Here is a 21157-nt window from a genome sequence, read left to right as displayed (position 1 = left end):
TTTTCAAATTTTCTGACGACCCTAGGTGAATAATCCACTAAACAAGACATTAAAATTAAAAGCAATAGATAACTTCTTATTTGCTCACATCCATTCCCTTGTCTCTATATTCTATAGTCTATTCTCTAAAATCTAGAATGATTACCTAAAAATAGTGATATATAGAAATACAGCATAACCTGCTAAGATCACAGCTCCTTTTATCCTGCTGAATAAGAATTTCTTCGGAATAAAGGCAAGCGGAACTAATATGAATGAAAACGCAATCATCCAGTAAATATCCTTACTTAAAACTTCTTGAGATTGCATTACAATAGGCTGAATTAAAGACGTGATCCCTAAAACTGAAGCGATATTAAAAATATTAGAACCTATTAAATTACCAAAAGACAAAGCTTTTTCCTTCTTTAAAGCTGCAATTACAGAGGCAGCAAGTTCTGGAATACTTGTTCCTATAGCGATCATCGTTACCGAAATCACACGTTCGCTTACACCAAGATCCCTCGCTAAAGAAACCGATCCATTTACCAACAATTCTGATCCTCCATATAAAGCGGCACCACCAATAATTAACCAGATGATAATTTTAAACCAGGATGTCCCTTTTAAACTATCATCTACTTCTTCTACCACTTCCTCCTTAACCTTACGGCTTCGTATAATTAAGAACAGCAAATAAAGTACGAGCCCTAAAACCAAGGCTCCACCTTCAAGGCGATCTATATCTTCCCCATTCAGTAAAAAGAAAAATAAAGCGAAAGAAAAGGCCATCATTACCGGCCAGTTAAATTTATAGAAATCACGATCTACTGCAATAGGTGAAATCATCGCTGTAACTCCTAGTACCAAACCAATATTTGCGATGTTAGATCCCATAATATTACCAAGTGAAATATCAGAAAATCCATCTAAAGCTGCTTGCAAACTCACCAGTAATTCTGGCGCAGAAGTCGCAAAAGAAACCACTGTTAACCCAATTACCATACGGGAAATATTCATTTTAAAAGACAACGCCACAGAAGACCTCACTAAAAACTCACCTCCTACTACCAATAATGTCAACCCAATAAGTATGTAAACTATATCCATTCGTGCATTTTTATGCGAATATAACTTAAACTTTAGAGCTATTCTATTTCTTAAATACTGAATTAAAAACTACAAAAATAGTTTACAAACTAAGATTATCGTTATATTGCAACTATGAAATATCTTGTTTTCATTTTCTTATTACTCAGCATTTCGCTACGTGCACAGAAAACTTACACAGGGCGAATATTGAGTGCAAAAGACTCTACTGCATTGCAGGGAGTATCTATTTATTTTGATGGCACCAGCTTGGGAACAACTAGTAATGAAAAAGGATTATTTAAAATTAAGAATACCGCTTCAAACATTTCACCTCTTATTTTTAGATCTATTGGTTATACGACCAGAACTGTTCCTAACATTTCGGTTTTTGAAGACGACAATTTCCCAATCGTATTTTTAGAAGAAAGTATCGATCAATTAGAAACTGTTGTTTTAGAAACCGATCCATGGACACGAGAACATAAACTAAGAGTTTTCAGAAGAGAATTTTTAGGAAAAACTGAAGCGGCTACAAAATCTAAAATTTTAAATGAAGAGGTTATAAAACTTAAGTATAGTCCGTCTAAGGGTGAACTGATCGCCTTTGCCAACGAACCAATTATTATCGAAAATAAATACCTGGGTTATATCATCGAATATGAGCTTATGGATTTTACCGTTAAATACAGCAGTGGTAGTTCCGGACTTCAATTGGTAGATTTTACCTTTTATGAAGGCAGTAGTTTTTTTAAAGAACTAAAGAAAAAACCTAAACGACGTTTTTTAAGTCATCGTGAAGAGACGTTTAAAGGCTCGTTGCTTCAGTTTATGCGAGCGCTCGCAAATAAAAAACTTGCCGAGCATAACCTCAGGATCTTTCACGAAAGATTTGAAGTACCTCCCTATAAATATTTTGATATTCAGCCTAAAGAAGATTTTACCTTAATAAAAATGCTTACTGAAGAATTAAGCATTCTTTACGAAAATCAACAATCTGCTATCATTTACAAAAACCCATTTTATATTGACGAATTTGGGAACTTTACTCCTACGCGCGCCTTTAGCATTTCGGGATTTATGGGACAATCCAGAATAGCTAATCTCTTACCATTAAATTATGGATTATAATTTTTTACTATGAATATAGTTTAACAACTATTTTTTTCGTTATATTTATCGAACATTAATTTGAGATCATTTTAGCATGGAAAAATTAACAAATAAGGAAGAAGAAATTATGCGAATTATCTGGAAGCTGGAGAAAGCTTTCGTAAAAGAGATAATTCCGCATATTAAAGAACAAAAATTACACTATAACACCGTTTCTACCATTGTTAGAAATTTAGAGGAAAAAGAATATGTTTCGCATATCGCCTACGGGAAAACACATCAATATTACCCGGTAGTTACCAAAGAAGCTTATCGCAAACAGTTTATGAATATGGCAACCAAACGTTTCTTTGATAATAGTTATAAAAGTGTGGTTTCCTTTTTTGCAAAAGAAGAAAAAATTAGCGCTAAAGAACTTAGAGAAATCCTAGAGATCATCGAAAATAAAAAAGAAGACTAAAACGTGGAATATTGGAATTACATCATCGAGAATTTCTTAGTACTGGCAGTATTTTTTGCCGGCTATGAGTTATTTCTCAAAAATTCCAAATTCTTTAAGTTTTCCAGATTTTATTTACTCTTCGGCATTATTATTAGTCTCCTTTTACCACTATTTCATTATAGAATTTTAATTGAATTACAGCCAACTGAATTTTTGGAACTCGGTAAATATAATACTGAAGAACTTCAGCAAAATTTATCCAATATTAGTAGCCGAGATTCGATAAATATTGAAACAATTATTATTTCAATTTATCTCTTAATTAGTTTTGGCTTTTTTGGCCGATTTCTTTTTCAAGCATTTCAGCTGAAAAGACTAATTGATGCTGCAGAAAATATCTCAGTAATAAAAGGCGTTAAAATAAAACAAGCTCCTGAAAATCAGCGATCATTTTCGTTTTTCAACTATATCTTTCTGAATAAAACTTCAGAAAAAACCACAAAAAGTTATGTGTTAAGGCACGAGTTGATCCATGCACAACAGTTTCATAGCCTGGATGTTATTTTTGTAAATCTGGTGCAATGTTTTTTATGGTTTAATCCGCTGATCTATTTTTTAAAAACCAGAATTACAGATAATCTTGAATTTATAACTGATGATGAGGTCACTAAAAATACCAGGGCTCTCGATCAAAAAAACGAACTCAAAAATTACCAATATCAGCTTTTATCGTCCGGACTAAGTCCGCATCAAAAAATGCCTATTCTTTCTTTTAATCATTCATCAATCAAAAAACGAATCATCATGCTTAATAAAAAATCTTCCAGTAAATTACATCTATTAAAATTAAGCTTTTTAATACCATGTTTAAGTGTTATCTTTTATAGTTGTAATGTAGATGAAGTGGAAAAGTTAGACGAAAATGCCGAATTTTCATTCTATTTTAATCGGGATACCAATGAACAAGAACTGCAAAGCAAGGTTTCGATGTTTAACCACTTTTATAAGGATTCTGTTACTTTAAAGATCTCGGATGTTTCATACTTAAACGGAAAATTAAATGAATTTACCATAAGCAGAAAGTTTCCTGGCGATACTGGTTTTGTACAAAGTTTATCAATGGAAAATCAGTCTAAAAAAACAGAGTTCTCTAACTATATCAGCTTTAAAGATCACAAATTAATCCTGAAAATGGATCCTTCACACAAAATTGAAATCTCTAAAGACACTAACGCGGCTTTTATAAGGACCAAGAATTAAATTACAAATTATTATGCAAGACTTACTTATCTATCTTTTAAAATCCTCTGCATTAATCGGATTATTTTATTTCGCTTACTTCATTTTGCTGAAAAAAGAAACTAGTTTTATACAAAACCGTAAGTTTTTAATTATTGGTCTTGTAAGCTCCCTGGTCTTGCCCTCTATCTACTTTACACAAAAAGAATATGTAGAACTGCAAGCCAGCAATGCACCCTATGTTGCTTTTACTGAATTTTCTCCACAGGAAAATATGATGATCGAAGAGCCTACAGATTGGTGGCAGATTGGTTTTTATTTGTATTTATTAGGGCTGGCGGTGATGAGTTTTAAATTTTTACTTCAGCTATATAGCCTGCAGAGAATCATTAATTCTGGAGAAAAAAAACGCTTTAAAACTTTAAAATTGGTTAGAACTTCTAAGGATATTAAACCATTTTCCTTCTTTAAACACATCGTTTTTAATCCCAAAAAACATAACGAAAAAGATCTAAAATTAATCCTGAAGCATGAGCAAATACACGCGAAGCAATGGCACTCTTTAGATGTTATTTTCACATCACTACTTTGTGTTGTTTTTTGGTTTAACCCATTTATCTGGCTTTATAAAAAAGTAGTGGTACAAAACCTGGAGTTCTTAGCAGATCAAGATGCTGTAGCCAATATCCCGAGTAAAAAAGAGTATCAAAAAGCTTTAGTTATGGCCACTGTTGGTTTACAGCCCGCAATGACTAATCAATTTTATCAATCATTTATTAAAAAAAGAATCATCATGCTTAACAAATCGAAAAAGAAAAACACACCGTGGAAAACGTTATTAGTTGTTCCGTTCTTATGCCTGTTTTTGTATAGTTTTAATTTAAAGACAGAAAGTATCGTCTTAGATTCTTCTAATAAAGAAAGATCTGCTCAGGATACTGTAAAAAATACAAGTGTTTTAGGTAATGTGAGTTTTGAAGAAGATGCAGAAGAAGACACAGAAGCAGCTAAAAATGATGATCAAAAATTACCAATTCGATCTAAAGCTTTTGATGTTCTAGGCGAAAAACCACTTTATATTCTAGACGATAAAAGTTATACAAAGTCTGAAATTGAAGGAAAAGCGATCACTTTTAAAGCGGTAAATATTATGAAACCGGCCACTGCAAAACAGCAGTATGGTGAACATGCGAAAGATGGTGCTGTGTTATTATCTAAAACTGAACTTATAGATGATCTTCAGGAATTTTATAAAAACCTGGATAAACGGGAAGAAGCAGTTGAACTTCAATTTTTAACGATCACTTCAGCCAAAAAACCTGAAATCTTAACATTGAAAAAAGAGGCGAGTTCAGTAAAGACAACGCATAAAGCAGAAACTTCTTCCGAAGAAAAAAAAGGGAAAGAGAAAAAACCTAGCCAAAAAAGATATTTGAATAGAATAGTTAATTTCTCGTCGCCAATAAAATCGAATGATACTCTTTTTATTCTAAACGGAATTATTCAAAAAGACAGAACATTTCTGAATCATTTCGGAAAAGAGAACATTGAAAATATTACTTATTTAAAAGGAGCCAAAGCGACTGCTCTATATGGTGCCCGAGCTTCTAAATATGGTGTAAAAATTTACACGACTAAGGTTAAAAGCTCTAATTTAACTAGGCATAATAATCAAAAAACAACAGATTCTGTAAAGGTCTTTAGAATCAGCGATTCCAGCCAGGCATATAAACCACTTTATGTGCTAAACGGTGAAGTGATTTCAATAAAAGAATTTGAAAAATTGGTTCCTAAAGATATCAAAGCGATTTATATCTTAAAAGATAAAAGCGCAACTACTAAATACAAAAATAAGCAAGCTAAGTATGGTGTAGTGGAAATTTACACCAATGACTATAAAGGTGACATCCCAACACAAAAGACTTCTAAAGTTTTTGTGTATACGATTAATCCTAACGAAACTGATGCCGCTATTAATAATATGATCAAGAAGATTAAAAAAGCATACGATGTTGATGTAGATATTAAAAAACTGCATAGAAATGATGAAGGGCTAATCGATACTGTTAAAATGAAAGCCAGACATTCTAGTTCATCCTCATGGAATGTTACCTACAGCGCTTCGAACAGCAGTGATCATGTAGAAACTATTTATATGGTTATGGATACTGAAAATGATGACTTTAAGATCACTAATCAAAAACCTGGTAAGTAAACTACCTTAGAACAAGTAAGCTAGTGAGGCATTTTTTGAAAATCATCTTTGTACCGAGCTAAGCCTCGGAACATTAAATCTCGATTATCGAGTAATTTATAAAAATAGCTTCTTTTTTATTGAAAGTCAATATTTTAATATATTTGAAATAAACTAACCAAAATGAAAAAGAAGTTGTTTAAATCTTTAGCAAAATTAAACAGGAAATTATTGCCAAGTTATTCAAAAAAGCAATTAGATTTAGCTAAGGCCAGCAAAGTACAAATGGCGATAATCGGCTGGAAAACCTGGGTAACCAAAAACTCTTTAGATTAACCTATTAAAGAAAATCATACTCTACAGCTTTATCCAGGAGTGGTTTATCTCCAGATTCTTCAATTTCGAATATCTTTCTAATATTTCTTTTCCTTTTTTCTATTGCCGCCAAAGAAAGTGGGATAATCTATTAAGTTTTTGCTATCGATTTGCAAAATAGCCATTGTAATTAACAGATTAGCTACCATATTACTTTACTTTGCCTCCAAGCTGGCGAATCGTTGTCATAGGTGTATTTTATAAAAATTTTGGATTTTTGAACCGGCTCCGTTTTTAGCATAAAAATAATTACAGGAGAGCCGTAAATAAATTAATATGAATTTTTCAAATACTGAAAGTCTCACTAAAATATTCCGACTTACCTCCCAAAAATTAATCTGATATTTACCGCATTCTTAATCCCCAACCAATGCATTTAAGCCAAGCCTCAGAAAAACAAAAGCAAATTGCTACCATAGTCACTTTCTTTACGATTCCACTTTCAGGATTTATGACCGATATTTATTTACCTTCCTTCCCCTCGATGGCACAAAATCTTTCGGTTTCAGAAAAAAGTATTCAGCTTACCTTAACTTGTTTCTTTTTAAGTTATGGTTTTGCACAGCTATTTGTTGGGAGCATTTTAGATAGTCTTGGGCGTTATAAACCCGTTTTATTTTCCTTAGTGGCTTTAGTTATAAGTAGTCTTGCCATTACCTGGACAGAGCAGGTTTGGCTTATCTGTTTTTGGCGAATCGTACAGGGATTGGGCACTTCTTTTATCGTAGTTGCTAAACGCGCCTATTTTGTAGATGTTTATGATGAAGAAAAACGAAAGCATTTTTTAAGCTTTTTCACCATTGTGTGGTCTTGCGGACCAATAATCGCGCCTTTTCTTGGCGGATATCTGGAAAGTTTATTTAATTGGCAGGCTAATTTTTACTTCCTCGCTATTTACGCCGGAATTCTATTTTTTGCTGAATTATTGTTAAGTGGCGAAACAATAAGAAACGTGAAGAAATTCAACCTGAAGAAAACTTCTATGCTTTACGCCATTATGCTGAAAAATAAGGCCTTTGTTTTTGGAATTTTAATCTTAGGGCTTGCCTACTCTACCGTAATGGTATTCAATATTGCCGGCCCATTTGTAGTAGAGCATCACTTTGGTTTCAATGCCGTTACCACAGGATATTGTACACTTATCCTGGGAATTTCTTGGATGATTGGCGGAATTTTAAGCAAAACTTTTTCGAAAAAAAATTTTCCTCAAAAATTACGAATATCGGCCTTTGCACAAATTCTTTTGTTAATTCTATTTGTAATCGCTGCCGTTCAATTAGATCAATTATATCTTTTAGTAGGATTTGCCTTTTTAATTCATATCGTTTCTGGTTTTATTTTTACCAACTATTTTACACAGAATATGATCTATTTCCCCAGTAATGCCGGGATTGCCGGAGGATTAATTGGCGGACTCCTTTATATCATCACTTCCATCGTAAGTTTTGCGATCTCTTCTTCCGGAGAAATTGCAAACACTTTTGATATGTCTTTGCGATATTTAGGAGTTGGTATTCCGCTGGTTTTGGTGATTTTTTACGCTACTTTTTTAATTCTGAAAAACCATCGAAGAAAAATGAAATTGCAAAACTCTGCGGTATAATTTTTTACACTGAAAGGAATAGCAAAATCGTATTTTAGGCATAAAACTAATCGAATTGTAGCTCTAAAGACCTTATTTTATGATAAGCAAGTTTTAACTGATTAGATTCTGAAGTTAACCACTTACCCGAATTTTCACTGAGACTATTTTTTAATTCTGCTCTAGCTGAAGCATAAAAATTCGCATCTAAATTATCGAATTTCGATAGTATGTTTTCATATTTTTTCCATTCGGTTTCATTATAGATCACAAAAGGATTTTGACTGTACAAATTAAATGCCCAATATTCATTGGAAGAGATCTCAAAATCCTCCAATTTTTGCTCCAAAACCATCAGATTATTCTCATAATCCATTTCCTTATATTTATACTTCGATGATATTTTAGATAATCGAGATGAATTTTTAAAATATAGTTCCACATCACCTTCAACATAACGGTTTAGTGTCATACTATATAATTTTTTAGTCGTATAACTCGCATTTTTGATAGAATAATCGTTTAGATCTACAGTTAACTCTCCTTCAAAATGATCATTTACAAAATGAACGATCGCTTCATTCTCTTTAGTGATCTTCTCGATATTATATTTAAATACATTGTGTTTTTTCTTTGAAATAGGGCCTAATTCCTGAAACACACGATATTGGTGAATTCCGGTAGATAATCCTATAATACTGATATTTGTTTCTTTCTCGATCCACTTTTCGAATTCAGCCTTAGGTGTTGAAATTCTTGAATTTTTAGGCACAAATTTATAATCTGAGTACACTGCAGTATTTCTTTTTTGCCCCAAATAGATCGAATAACCAATACTTTCATTTAAGACTACAGGATCGTTATTCAACCTTATCAATTCCGCCGAATAAGTTTTGGCCATGTGTGTTTCTTCAGGTTGATTTTTCTGGTAATTTTTATAAATTTTTATCATGATCTTATTAGCACTAAGATCTGATTGTTGCGCATTAAGATTGAAAAAGGAAAAAGCGATGAAAATGAAAAGGATTTTTGTCTTCATGATGATCGAAATTAGATGATTGAATGAATTACTTTAAAACTTTTTAGGCATGATGCAGGGAAATATTTCCTAACAAATTGATTTCCATAAATCTAAAACTAATTCATATAAAATCCTAAAACAAAATCCATTTTTAAAATTTCTACTCTAAGTATTAATCAATAGTGGTCGTTTTTGGTATGTTTTCTTAAGATCTAAAACTTCAAAAATATACCTGATATCGGGTATTGTACGGCAAATGAAAAAAAGATGAAATTAAATTTGCTGAACTGTTAGTCCATTATTCTTTTTGAAAATTAGAATCTGAATAGCTTCACTTTTAGCTAATAGAAAATATACAAAGGTCAGATTCTATAAAAAGAATATCGAATCTTAGCCTAAAATATTTCTGTAAACTGAGCCGTAAACAGGAAACTTTGCTAGTATCTAAAAAAGCAGCCTTGAAACCATTCTTGAACAAACCGGATTTTACGACGACCTGTGCTTACCGCAAGAAAGACAAAGGCATCAATAACTTACCGCTCCTTAACTCTACAGAATTTGAAAATAATATACTGATGTTTATTCTTACCAGCTACGGAACAGAGCAAGGTAATTATTTACCGCTAATGCAAGATCTGGATGTAATTTTAGAAAGTAAAAGATGAGATTGAGGCTGGGTTTAAGTAGCATTTAAACAGAATCTTCCTCATATATTATATTTTTTAGATTTTTATACGAAGTCGTTATTCCTTCAAAAACTTTCATCAAATATATTCAATTAACAATCAATAAAATACCTACGAGCAGGTATTTTATTGATTAGTAAGGTTTTGTAATTTTCGGGAAGTATTGATATCCAGGTATAGACACAATTATACACAATAAAGTTATCCATATAACCAGTTGGCATTAATTAAAACGTAAATCAATGAAGAAAATACATTTAATAATACTACTGGGATTAATTGGGCTTGCTAATGTTTACTCGCAAGACAATAATCATACAGGTTTATTATTTACAGATAAAGATAAGTACGAGCAAATAGGCGTTGCTTCTTTGCCTTTTGGTGCTGGAGAAGTTCCCAATAGAATAGACTTATCATCAGATTTACCGCCTGTTGGAAATCAAAACCCACAAAATTCTTGTGTAGCATGGGCCACCACCTACTCCTGTCTCTCATATTATGAGAAGGGCATTAGGAATAAACCATATTATAGCAATGGGGCAATAAACTATGACAATATTCTATCTCCATCATATGTTTACAATCAAATTAACAATGGACAAAACAAAGGGACTTATTTTGAAGATGCTTTCAGAATTCTAATCAATGAAGGAGCGTGTACATACAGTTCAATGCCGTTCGCCCCTAATGACTGGATTTCGCAACCTAACTCAAGTCAAGAAGCAGAAGCTCAAAAATTTAAGATAGAAACTTATAGACGACTTAACCTTTCGGATGCTTTGACCAGTATTAAAGCTGAATTAATAAGCAAAAACCCTGTAATTGTTGCGTCAATTTTTGACCAATCTTATTATAATTCAGGATTTAATTTTTCAGGATATGATTACGTGTGGAATTCTATTGGTCAAGTAAATAATCTAATGGGTCATGCTATTTTAATTGTTGGGTATGACGACTCTAAAAATGCTTTTAAGTTCGTTAATTCTTGGGGACAAAATTGGGGTAATAAAGGGTATGGATGGATTAGTTACAACATTGTAAATCAAATTGTACAAGAAGCTTACATAATAAAGCCTAAATATAAAGAAAATGATGAAGAAGAAGAAACACCTGAATATATTACTACTACCTCCAATGAACTGAATAATAATGATATAAATAACATTGGATTAAATTTTTTAATAACGAATGTAACACATCAAAATAATTTTAACAGTCCTGGAGTACCACCAAATATGAGGCAAATGGGATTTAATGGAACAATATCATTACCAGCTAACATCGGCAGAAATGTTCAAATTGTTATTAATTTTTATGTTAACAATGGAGGGGTAAAAGGAATGCCGATTGGCAGTAATAACTATAATTATGCTTTGCCAAATGGACAAGCCGCGACTGGTACACCAATTCTGAACTTAACCCCTAATCAAACTACTAACACCACCTTTTGGGCAGCGATTCCTTATTCAACTTTAAATGTTCCTAGAGGACAATACATTCAGACACCATTTGGCCCAAAATATCAGGAAAGAATATCCTATTTGTTTGCTGAACCAGTTTTGTTTATTGATAATTTCCCAATGAGGATAGGCCAATTAATACCTTTTACTGTCTCTCTATAGAAAAAACTAATGCCAACAAAGTATAAAAATAATAGCCGGAATAGTGGTGATTTTGAGCATTGTAGCCCACATGTAACTCAATTGTAATTTAAAACATTTGAGTTCTTTAGTCGGCTACTATTCTTATACAAGCCGTTACCACACATTCTGACCCGTCCTGAATAGAGGCTTTATAATTTAAACAATTATATATGTTTAGGTTAATCCTCCTACCTCTCCACCACAATAAAATTTGAGCGGCGGTTTTCTTCATGTTCTTCGTCAGAGCAATCGACCCCGTTGGTGCAGCGGTTTAGGATTTCAATTTCCCCGTAGCCTTTGATGCTTACAACTCGGTTTTCTGCTATTCCTTGTGAGATTAGATACTCTTTAGTCGATTTTGCACGATTTTGAGACAAAATTAAATTATAGGTATCACTGCCTCGGGAATCGGTATGCGATTCGATCTTTATTTTCATTTCAGGAAAACTTTGCATCACATAAACAATATGATCCAGCTGTTTTGCCGCTTTTGGCCGTATATCGTATTGATTAAATTCAAAAAATATAAGATCGATCTTTATTTTCTCCTCATCACCATCGGTCTCTACCAGATCCTGGTAAGCAGACAGTAAAAAGTTAACCCCACTTATGGTATCACGATGAACATTTTCTGTAGTAATCGATTTTGTAGCTTTTGAGTAGTTATTTTTTTCCGCAGTAAATAAAAACTCATCATTACAGGGAACCTGCGCTACATACATTCCCTGGCTATCTGTGGTTACTGTTTTTATTTTGGCATCAAATTGATCTTTGATAATTATAGCCGCATTTTTTAAAGGTTTTTTGGTAAATGAATCCAATACTTTTCCCGCTACGAATTGATAACAGGAACGTGTAAAATAATAAATATCATCATCGCCTTTGCCCATACTTCGGTTAGAGGACATATAACCGTCTTCCTGATTTTCAGCAATGATATAAGAAAAATCATCTTTACTGCTATTAATAGGTTTTCCTAAATTCTGCGGAACACTAAAACGAAAATCTCCTAAATTTTTAGCCTGAAAAATATCCAATCCGCCTAAACCATAATGTCCATCTGAAGAAAAATACAAAACATCATCCTGGTAATACGGGAACATTTCTCGACCTTCAGTATTAATTTCTGGCCCCAGGTTTTTGGGCTGCGTCATACTCCCATCGGGATTTAACTGAACCACATAGATATCGGTATCACCAAATCCACCCGGCATATCGGAGACAAAAAACAGGTATTTTCCATCTCCGCTAAGCGCCGGATGTCCAACCGAATAGTCTTTACTGTTAAAAACTAGGTCTTCTACATCGCTAATCTCACCTTCTTTTATAAGTCCACGCATTACATGGAAATTATTTACACCATCTGCATTATTAAACAGCTTGTTGTTTTTGCTCATATTAGAGGTGTAATATATGGTATCTAAATCTTTGGAAAATGCAATGGTGGCATCATGATAACGGGAAGCAAGGCCTTCCATAAATAATTTTTCATTTACAAGTTCGCCATTATTTTTAGTGCGATCTGCGATGTACAGGTTTAAAAAAGGCTGTTGGTTCCATACATAAATTTTATTGCCTTTTTCATTATTCTTTTTACTAGAAGAATATACTAACTGATCGCCATAAAATGCCGGCCCAAAATCTGAATTCTCGCTATTTGTGGACAAATTATAGAGCAGATAGCCAGAGTTACCTTCCTGCATACCCCATAACTCCTTTTTTTGCTCCATAAAACGATCGATAAGCATGGGATTATTGTTTCGTTTTAAATAAACTTCAGCAAGTTCATCTGCTTTTTTATAATCCTGAACTCCGCGTAAACTTTGGATATATTTAAACATATAGTCATCTTCCATCGCTTCTCCCTGAATGCTATACAATTCAGTATACCATTTTAAAGCCTGCGAGATCTCACTAATTAAATAGTGAGCATCCCCGGCTTTTTTCAAGGTTTCAATTTCTCTTTCATCGGCTTTGGCCAGATAATCATCATAGACTTTTGCGGCCTCTATATAATTCATTTCCTCAAATAATTGATTGGCATGCTTTAAACGTTGCGCATGTAGCGTAACTCCCAAACTCAAAAAAAACAATAGTAAAATGTAGTTTTTCATAACAAAAGTGAATTAGAAAAATCGAGGGGATTTAATTTTATTATTCCCTTTTAGGAGATCAAAGCGCAATAAAATCTCGTGGGTACCATCATTATATTTATTAAAATCTGTTGTGGTGTAATCAAAAGAATATCCAACAAATAAGCTTCTTGAGATTTGGAAGCCTGCTAAAAAGCTTACCGAATCTTCCCATCGATAGGCTACTCCTAAATTCAGGAATTCCTGTAATAAAACATTGGCCGAAACATCTACTGAGACTGGCGCACCGCTAACAGCTTTTACTAAAAAGGCAGGCTTCAATTTCAGATTTCGGTTGATATCAAATACATAGCCCCCCATTATGAAGTAGTGCAAGCGATCTGAAAGTACAGACTCTTCGATATCATCATAATAATCTGATCTTAAAAAATTTGGAACGGATGCACCAATATACCAACGGTCTGAATACCAATAAGCGCCGGCACCAACAGATGGCATAATCCTACTATCAATATTGGTGTTTAAAAGCACATCTTCTGGATCGTAAAAACGACCTTTGCTCCAATCTACATTCAAAAGCCGGGCACCACCCTTAACTCCTAGGGCGAGCTTTGTGTAATACCCGGTCTGAATGGTATATGAAAAATTTACATCTGCAAAAACTTCACTGGATGGACCAAGCTCATCATTTACAATATTTAATCCCAGTCCCATTTTTTCATTACGAAGCGGACTATGCACACTAAAATTTTGAGTTTCAGGAGCTCCATCTACCCCAACCCATTGACTACGATAAAGCAGCAATGCCTGCAAGCTTCCTGTACTTCCTGCATAGGCAGGATTTATAGACATCGTATTGCACATATATTGTGTATAATGCGGATCTTGCTGCGCGTTAGCCACTTTAGTTATTATTAAGATTAGAAGAACTAAGCAGGCTTTTAAATTTCTATATATATAAGCTGTATTCATAATTTTAATTTTTTCTCAGTTAAGATTTAATTTTATCTATACATTATCTCATTATATATAACCATCCCTGCATGTTCACGTTATCTATTTCTCCCCTTCCATCTACCTGCAAGACATAATAATAAGTGCCTACCGGTAAAGGCTTATTAGTGAGAACAGCTCCTCTATTTGCTGTCCCATCCCAATTATTCTGGTATCCACTGGTTTCAAATACTAAGTCTCCATAGCGATTGTAAACTTCAAGCTTATTATTTGGATAATTCTCGATACAATCGATCCTAAACACATCATTAGAGCCATCATTATTAGGAGTAAATTCATTGTATACCATCAGGCAAAGCGGATTAACTGTAATTTGTGCCCTGTTATTACTAGCATTAGGATCGGCTGGGATACTGGACATTAGTTCTACTACTTTCATATAATCATCTTCATCCGTAACCTCAGCTACAATTCGAGCCTCCGCAGATGCATTAGCCTGCAACATCGATATCTTCCAATTCCTATTCACCATACTAAACTGCCCCTTTACTGAAGTTACCGATTTTACTCTGTAACCTTCTGGAAGCATACTTCGAATCACGATATCATTAAAGTCTACATCACCAAGATTATCAACCCTAATGGTGAAAGTTACTTCTTCCCCTATCATTGGTGAGAAGTTATCTACGGAAGCACTCATAGCTAGATCTGAACAGTTAACTACGTTGATATCAATCATTTCCATTACTTCTGCGGAACAACTACCAGTATCCATATATGAAACACTAACTGAAGTATTTAGAACACTAGTCCATCTTACGGTAACTGAATTATCAGATAATCCACCACCAGCTGTTATTTCACCGCCGTCGATATCCCACAGATAATCTTCTTTACCAGGTTCTGTTGTGTATGTTACTTCTTCCATCAAGCAAATTCCATCGAAAAGTCCGTCTATACTAGCAACCACATCTGTTAATAAACTAACAGTAACTGCTAAACGTTGTGAGCTTGAACAGCCGCTAGCAGGATCAAACCCTGCATAGTACGTCATCCCATTTTCTAATTGAGTATTTTGAGCAAGCGGACTGGATGAATCTGCAGAAGCATACCAAATAACATTACTTTCATTTACCTGGATATCGGCCACCGTTGCCCCAGCGCAAAAAGATTGATTAGGTAATGTTGTTGTTGGCGTTCCAGGATCACTTACAATCACCTGAAGTGTAGCCACTTCACCCGGTAAGTTTTCACAAACACCATCACCACTTACCGTTACATAATAAGTCGTAGTTGTAGTTGGCATCACTGTTAGATCGGTTATTTCTGAATTTAGTTCCGCATCAGAATAATATCTGAATACAGGATTGGCAACCGAGCTAGTTGCAGTAAGCATAACATTACCACCACTACAAATAAAACTATCGTTTACTGCTAAGTCACTAGCCGTAGCGGTTGGTAATAGTTCTACTGTTATTGCTAATAATTCTGAACTTGCACAACCGCTAGTTGGATCGAATCCGGCGTAATAGGTCATTCCATCCTGAAGGCTTGTAGCTGCATCTAAAATATCACCACCAGTCTCATCAGCATACCACACCACATTGCCTTCATTAGTCAGTAGATCGGCTATGGTAGCATCTCCGCAGAAACTCTGCATAGCCATATCGGTAGTTGGTGTACCGGGATCACTTACACTTACCGTGATCATCGCCGCATCACCCGGAAGGTTTTCACAAACACCATCGCCACTTAGCGTTACATAATATGTAGTAGTTACCGTTGGTGACACCTCTAAATCAGTGATTTCATTCGTTAGATCGGCATCAGCATAATAGGTCAGTGTTGCATTGCTTACTGAAGTCGTTGTTTCCAGTGCTACACTTCCACCTACACAGATATCATAATCTATGGTTACCAGATCAGATTCCGTAGCGGTTGGTAGGATCTCAACGCTCACTGCTAATAATTCTGAACTCGCACATCCACTCGATGGATCGAATCCGGCGTAGTAAGTTCCGTTTTCAAGAAGCATGGATTCATCCAAAATATCGCCGCCAGTCTCATCTGCATACCAAACTACGTTGTCTTCATTGGTCATTAGATCGGCTATGGTCGCTGAAGAACAGAAACTTTGCATAGCCATATCCGTAGTTGGTGTACCCGGATCACTCACACTTACCGTGATCATCGCCGCTTCACCGGGAAGGTTTTCACAAACACCATCACCGCTTACCGTTACATAATAAGTCGTAGTGCTTGTTGGCGTTACTGTAAGATCGGTAATCTCTGTGGTTAATTCAGCATCGGCGTAATATCTGATCGTCGCATTGCTTACTGAAGTTGTTGCTTCAAGTTCCACACTACCACCAGCGCAGATATCATAATCCATTGTTACCAGATCAGATTCCGTAGCGGTTGGTAACAGTTCTACGCTTACCGCTAGAAGTTCTGAACTTGCACAACCGCTCGTTGGATCGAATCCGGCGTAGTAAGTTCCGTTTACTAATATTTCAGTATCGGATAGGATTGTTGTTCCATCTTCATCGGCATACCAAACCACATTGCCTTCATTGGTCATTAGATCAGCTATCGTAGCATCTCCGCAGAAGCTTTGTATTGGCATATCGGTAGTTGGTGTGCCCGGATCACTCACACTTACCGTGATCATCGCCGCTTCACCCGGAGGGTTTTCACAAACTCCGTCACGACTTAGAGTTACATAATATGTAGTAGTGCTTGTTGGCATTACTGTTAGATCGGTGATTTCATTCGTTAAATCAGCATCGGCGTAATACCTGATCGTTGCATTGGGTACCGAAGTCGTTGCTTCCAATTCCACACTACCACCCACGCAAATATCATAATCCATTGTTACCAGATCAGATTCTGTAGCTGTTGGTAGAATTTCTACCGTTACCGCTAATAATTCTGAACTTGCACATCCACTCGCTGGATCGAATCCGGCATAGTAAGTTCCGTTTACTAATATTTCAGTATCGGATAGGATCGTTGTTCCATCTTCATCAGCATACCATACCACATTGCCTTCATTGGTCATTAGATCGGCTATTGTAGCATCTCCACAGAAACTCTGCATAGCCATATCGGTAGTTGGTGTTCCCGGATCACTCACACTTACCGTGATCATTGCTGCTTCACCCGGAAGGTTTTCACAAAGTCCATCACCACTTACGGTTGCATAATAAGTCGTAGTGCTTGTTGGCATTACTGTTAGATCGGTGATTTCATTCGTTAAATCAGCATCGGCGTAATACCTGATCGTTGCATTGGGTACCGAAGTCGTTGCTTCAAGTGCTACACTACCACCTACGCAGATATCATAATCCATTGTTATCAGATCAGATTCCGTAGCGGTTGGTAATAATTCTACTGTTACCGCTAATAATTCTGAACTCGCACAACCACTTGCTGGATCAAAACCGGCATAATAAGTTCCATTTTCAAGAAGCATCGACTCATCTAAAATATCACCACCAGTCCCATCGGCATACCAAACCACATTGCCTTCATTGGTCATTAAATCGGCTATGGTCGCATCTCCACAGAAACTCTGCATAGGCATATCCGTAATTGGTGTACCTGGATCACTAACATTTACCGTAATCATTGCTGCATCACCGGGAAGGTTTTCACAAACTCCATCGCCACTTACCGTTACATAATATGTAGTAGTTGTAGTTGGCATTACTGTTAGATCGATGATTTCATTCGTTAAATCGGCATCGGCGTAATATCTGATCGTCGCATTGGGCACCGAAGTTGTTGCTTCCAATTCTACATTACCGCCCACGCAGATATCATAATCCATCGTTACCAGATCAGATTCCGTAGCTGTTGGTAAAACTTGTACTTCAAAAGGAATTATATTCTGTATAGGACATCCATTTCGACTTATTTCTAAAAAGAAGGTTTGATCTGATTCTATTTCTGAAGTTGTATAGCTTCCACCGTTGGCCATTTGATTATCACCTGACTCTGAATCAAACCATATATAAGATAATCCCGCTTGAGTTTCTATGTTGAAATTAACCGATTCTCCACTGCATATTTCTGTAACTTCATAATCAATAATTTGATCAGGAACTTCAATATAAGCTCCGTAGATATCGGTACTTTCTAATGCGTTTACCAATCCAAGATTACGGATCTCTACACGATCATATACACCACTGGCTTCGAATTGTGCACTAAAACGTTCACCGCCAAGTAAAGTTAGACGAACCAAAGAGCTATTTAAGGTATATTGATCTACCTGGGTATTTCCATTCGACAAAGTAACCTGCAATCCGCTTAATACAGATACATCAGCAAGGCCTCCCGGAATACCTAGATCTACTCGGATGCTATCTCCCGCTATTCCTGAATTTGGAAAAATAAGTTCCTGATATACCGAAGCTGATACCCCGACACTAACCCTTAATCTTGCAAAATTATTAGGATCATTATCTACTGAATTTCCGGCATTGCTTACACCACATAATACACATAGTAAACCATCGATACCATTATTCTGAGCATTAGCTGCGGTACAATCGGTAAGATCTTCAACAGCTTCCACTGTTAAACTTGCTGTGGTAGGTGTTGACTCCTGTCCGGTATCCGGGTTTCTGGAGATAACATCATACGTATAATCACCAGGTGCAAGGTCTGATGGTGTTGTATAGTTTTCTCCCACAAAAACTTCTACGCCATTATCATTATACCAAGCATATTCTACAGGATCTGGGTTTTCACTACTGGCCATAAAGGTCTGCGTTTCCCCTTCGGATATTGTAGCCATCTCCGGTGTTACCGTTGGTGGTAATAGATCGGACAAAACAGTTAAAGTTACTGTGGTAGGTATTGATTCCTGTCCGGTATCCGGATTTCTGGAAATAACATCATAGGTATAATCACCAGGTGCTAGGTCTGTTGGTGTTGTATAGTTTTCTCCCACAAAAACTTCTACGCCATTATCGTCATACCAAGCATATTCTACAGGATCTGGGTTTTCACTACTGGCCATATAGGTTTGTGTTTCCCCTTCAGATATTGTAGCCATTTCTGGTGCTACCGTTGGTGGTAATAAATTATCCAATACCGTTACAGTAACATCGGCTCCCAAACTTTCACAGCCCGCTGCTGATACCCCAATAACCGTATAACCAGCTGAAGCCGTTACGTCAGTTAGCGCATACGTCTCCCCCGTATGAACTATCGTGCTCGCATCCCCTTCAGCGTACCAGTTATACGTTATATTGGTATCTGGATTCTCGATCTCGAAAGTAACATCTCCCCCAGAGGCTACTTCTATATTGGACTCCACTAAAACAGGTGTGGTTGGAAGGTCTTCAACTTCGATCGTTACCTTGACGCGGGCAGATTCATAGATACAGCCAGGTCGCGATTGAGCCACATAATAGTCATACGTTCCATCGGTTAAATTTTGAGGAGTAAAAGAAGTAGTCGTAGCAACGATAGTGCCTCCCTCGACTTGTGTATACCAATTGTAAACTGAACCCGCTATCGGGTTTTCGATGAAAAGGCTTACCTCTTTCCCTTCGCAAATAGATGCTATCCCAGCATTTAGATCATCTGAAATTATGACTGGTGAAGGCGGAGCAGTTCCTACTTCGTAGATATTTATACCTGAAAAAACAGTAGCTAAACTTCCTGCATATCTTATTTCTACTTCATCAAAAGCATCAGATACCGGAAGAGAAAGTAAATACTTCGAGCTGCTTCCACTTAATAATTCTAAACTTAATAAAGAACTTGATGCATTGAAGGTTTGCACTACTTCCTTATCATTAAGGGCTATTACCTGAAAATTTGATGATAGTAAACTAAGGTCTAAAATTCCGGCTGCCTGGTCCTCCAATATTATTTGTATTTGATCTCCAGGTTTGGATGCTCCATTAAAAGGAACGTTCAAATATGCAGAAGTTAATGCACTAACGTTTGCTCGTAAAAGAGCTGCAGAATTAGGATCACCATCTATTGCATTGTATGGGTTTTGAATAACATCTAGAGCCGAAAGTAAATTTAAATCAAGTAATTCTCCTTCAATACCAACAAGAGCATCTACAGGATCAATACAACCTGAACCTACGCTACTTTCTTCATAAAAAGCTTCATAAACATCTACGGTAGTAAGTACTCCAACATTTAGTAAACCTTCTGGAACTCCAAGGGAAATTTTCACTCCATTGAAGTCTTCATCTGGAGTTATTATTACTTCTAATTGTTGATTGCCTGTAAGTGCACCAACTAAATCGCCTAATATAATTTCTTCTCCTGCATTTGACTCGCCTGAGTCAGTATCATTTATACCTTGTAAATACACTCCCGATAATGCAGATAAAACATCACCTCCTAAACCAAGTTTAATGGTAACAGGGGTATTTGCCTGAAGACTTTCTGTAAAATTAAGTTTTATTGAAGCTTCTCCCCCAATAGAGATCAGGCCGCCTAAGGCGTTTACAACTGTAGAATTTAATGTAGCAAATGTTGTAAGATCTGAGTCTGTGGCCGCATTCACATTGTCTACACTCCCGCTTAGAATACCTAATAAAGAATATTCATCTGCACTTGCTTCTGCATTAGTTGCATATATGCGTTGTGTTGATGTTTGAGCATAAAATGTTATCGAGAAAAAAAGTACATTAAAAACCACTAAAATTAATGGCAGTTTTTTGTTATTAATAGGTAATGATAATTCCATAATTAGAGATTTAGATTAGT

Annotated in this window: 13 protein-coding genes; 8 read left to right on the top strand and 5 right to left on the bottom strand. The window is 35.7% G+C overall.

Features of this window, described 5'->3' with window-relative positions; genetic code table 11:
• Positions 1-141: 141 nt before the first annotated feature.
• Positions 142-1089: a calcium/sodium antiporter gene (locus tag BM201_RS08510; protein ID WP_092541623.1), complete on the bottom strand. Its 948-nt coding sequence runs from the start codon at positions 1087-1089 to the stop codon at positions 142-144.
• A 114-nt stretch (positions 1090-1203) separates the two neighbouring features.
• Between BM201_RS08510 and BM201_RS08505 the strand changes: the two genes are divergently transcribed.
• The 6 genes from BM201_RS08505 to BM201_RS08475 all read left to right on the top strand — a co-directional run bounded on the left by BM201_RS08505 (position 1204) and on the right by BM201_RS08475 (position 8034).
• Entirely contained in the window at positions 1204-2199 is a 996-nt protein-coding gene (locus BM201_RS08505; RefSeq protein WP_092541621.1) for a carboxypeptidase-like regulatory domain-containing protein, read from the top strand.
• A gap of 76 nt (positions 2200-2275) precedes the next feature.
• Entirely contained in the window at positions 2276-2641 is a 366-nt protein-coding gene (locus BM201_RS08500; protein ID WP_092541619.1) for a BlaI/MecI/CopY family transcriptional regulator, read from the top strand.
• A 3-nt stretch (positions 2642-2644) separates the two neighbouring features.
• Positions 2645-3883, top strand: coding sequence for a M56 family metallopeptidase (locus tag BM201_RS08495; protein WP_092541617.1), 1239 nt, complete (start codon positions 2645-2647; stop codon positions 3881-3883).
• Between the two features lie 13 nt (positions 3884-3896).
• A complete protein-coding gene (locus BM201_RS08490; protein WP_092541615.1) occupies positions 3897-6077 on the top strand; it encodes a M56 family metallopeptidase in 2181 nt (726 codons plus the stop codon).
• A 162-nt stretch (positions 6078-6239) separates the two neighbouring features.
• The gene (locus tag BM201_RS08485) at positions 6240-6392 is read left to right on the top strand and encodes an SsrA-binding protein (protein ID WP_092541613.1); all 153 of its coding nucleotides are present in this window, start codon (positions 6240-6242) and stop codon (positions 6390-6392) included.
• 409 nt (positions 6393-6801) lie between these two features.
• Positions 6802-8034, top strand: coding sequence for an MFS transporter (locus tag BM201_RS08475; RefSeq protein WP_092541611.1), 1233 nt, complete (start codon positions 6802-6804; stop codon positions 8032-8034).
• Between the two features lie 46 nt (positions 8035-8080).
• Here the strand turns inward: BM201_RS08475 and BM201_RS08470 are convergent, their stop codons facing one another.
• Positions 8081-9052 carry a hypothetical protein gene (locus tag BM201_RS08470; RefSeq protein ID WP_092541609.1) on the bottom strand — a complete coding sequence of 324 codons (972 nt, stop codon included), beginning with the start codon at positions 9050-9052 and terminating at the stop codon, positions 8081-8083.
• A 440-nt stretch (positions 9053-9492) separates the two neighbouring features.
• On the opposite strand from BM201_RS08470, the gene BM201_RS08465 reads away from it, so the two are divergent.
• Complete coding sequence (locus BM201_RS08465; RefSeq protein ID WP_139219171.1) at positions 9493-9699, top strand: hypothetical protein; 207 nt, start codon at positions 9493-9495, stop codon at positions 9697-9699.
• Between the two features lie 263 nt (positions 9700-9962).
• Positions 9963-11342, top strand: coding sequence for a C1 family peptidase (locus tag BM201_RS08460; RefSeq protein ID WP_092541605.1), 1380 nt, complete (start codon positions 9963-9965; stop codon positions 11340-11342).
• Between the two features lie 209 nt (positions 11343-11551).
• Here BM201_RS08460 and BM201_RS08455 read toward each other — a convergent pair whose 3' ends face one another.
• The 3 genes from BM201_RS08455 to BM201_RS08445 are packed head-to-tail and all read right to left on the bottom strand — an operon-like array spanning position 11552 to position 21137.
• The gene (locus BM201_RS08455; protein ID WP_092541603.1) at positions 11552-13477 is read right to left on the bottom strand and encodes an OmpA family protein; all 1926 of its coding nucleotides are present in this window, start codon (positions 13475-13477) and stop codon (positions 11552-11554) included.
• A gap of 12 nt (positions 13478-13489) precedes the next feature.
• A complete protein-coding gene (locus BM201_RS08450; RefSeq protein WP_092541601.1) occupies positions 13490-14428 on the bottom strand; it encodes a PorP/SprF family type IX secretion system membrane protein in 939 nt (312 codons plus the stop codon).
• A gap of 43 nt (positions 14429-14471) precedes the next feature.
• Positions 14472-21137: an Ig-like domain-containing protein gene (locus BM201_RS08445; RefSeq protein WP_092541599.1), complete on the bottom strand. Its 6666-nt coding sequence runs from the start codon at positions 21135-21137 to the stop codon at positions 14472-14474.
• Positions 21138-21157: the final 20 nt, after the last annotated feature.

Source organism: Zunongwangia mangrovi (assembly GCF_900112105.1).
Classification (GTDB): Bacteria; Bacteroidota; Bacteroidia; order Flavobacteriales; family Flavobacteriaceae; genus Zunongwangia; species Zunongwangia mangrovi.
Note: the sequence above shows the minus strand (reverse complement) of the source record. Positions and strands in the feature narration are given on the sequence as shown.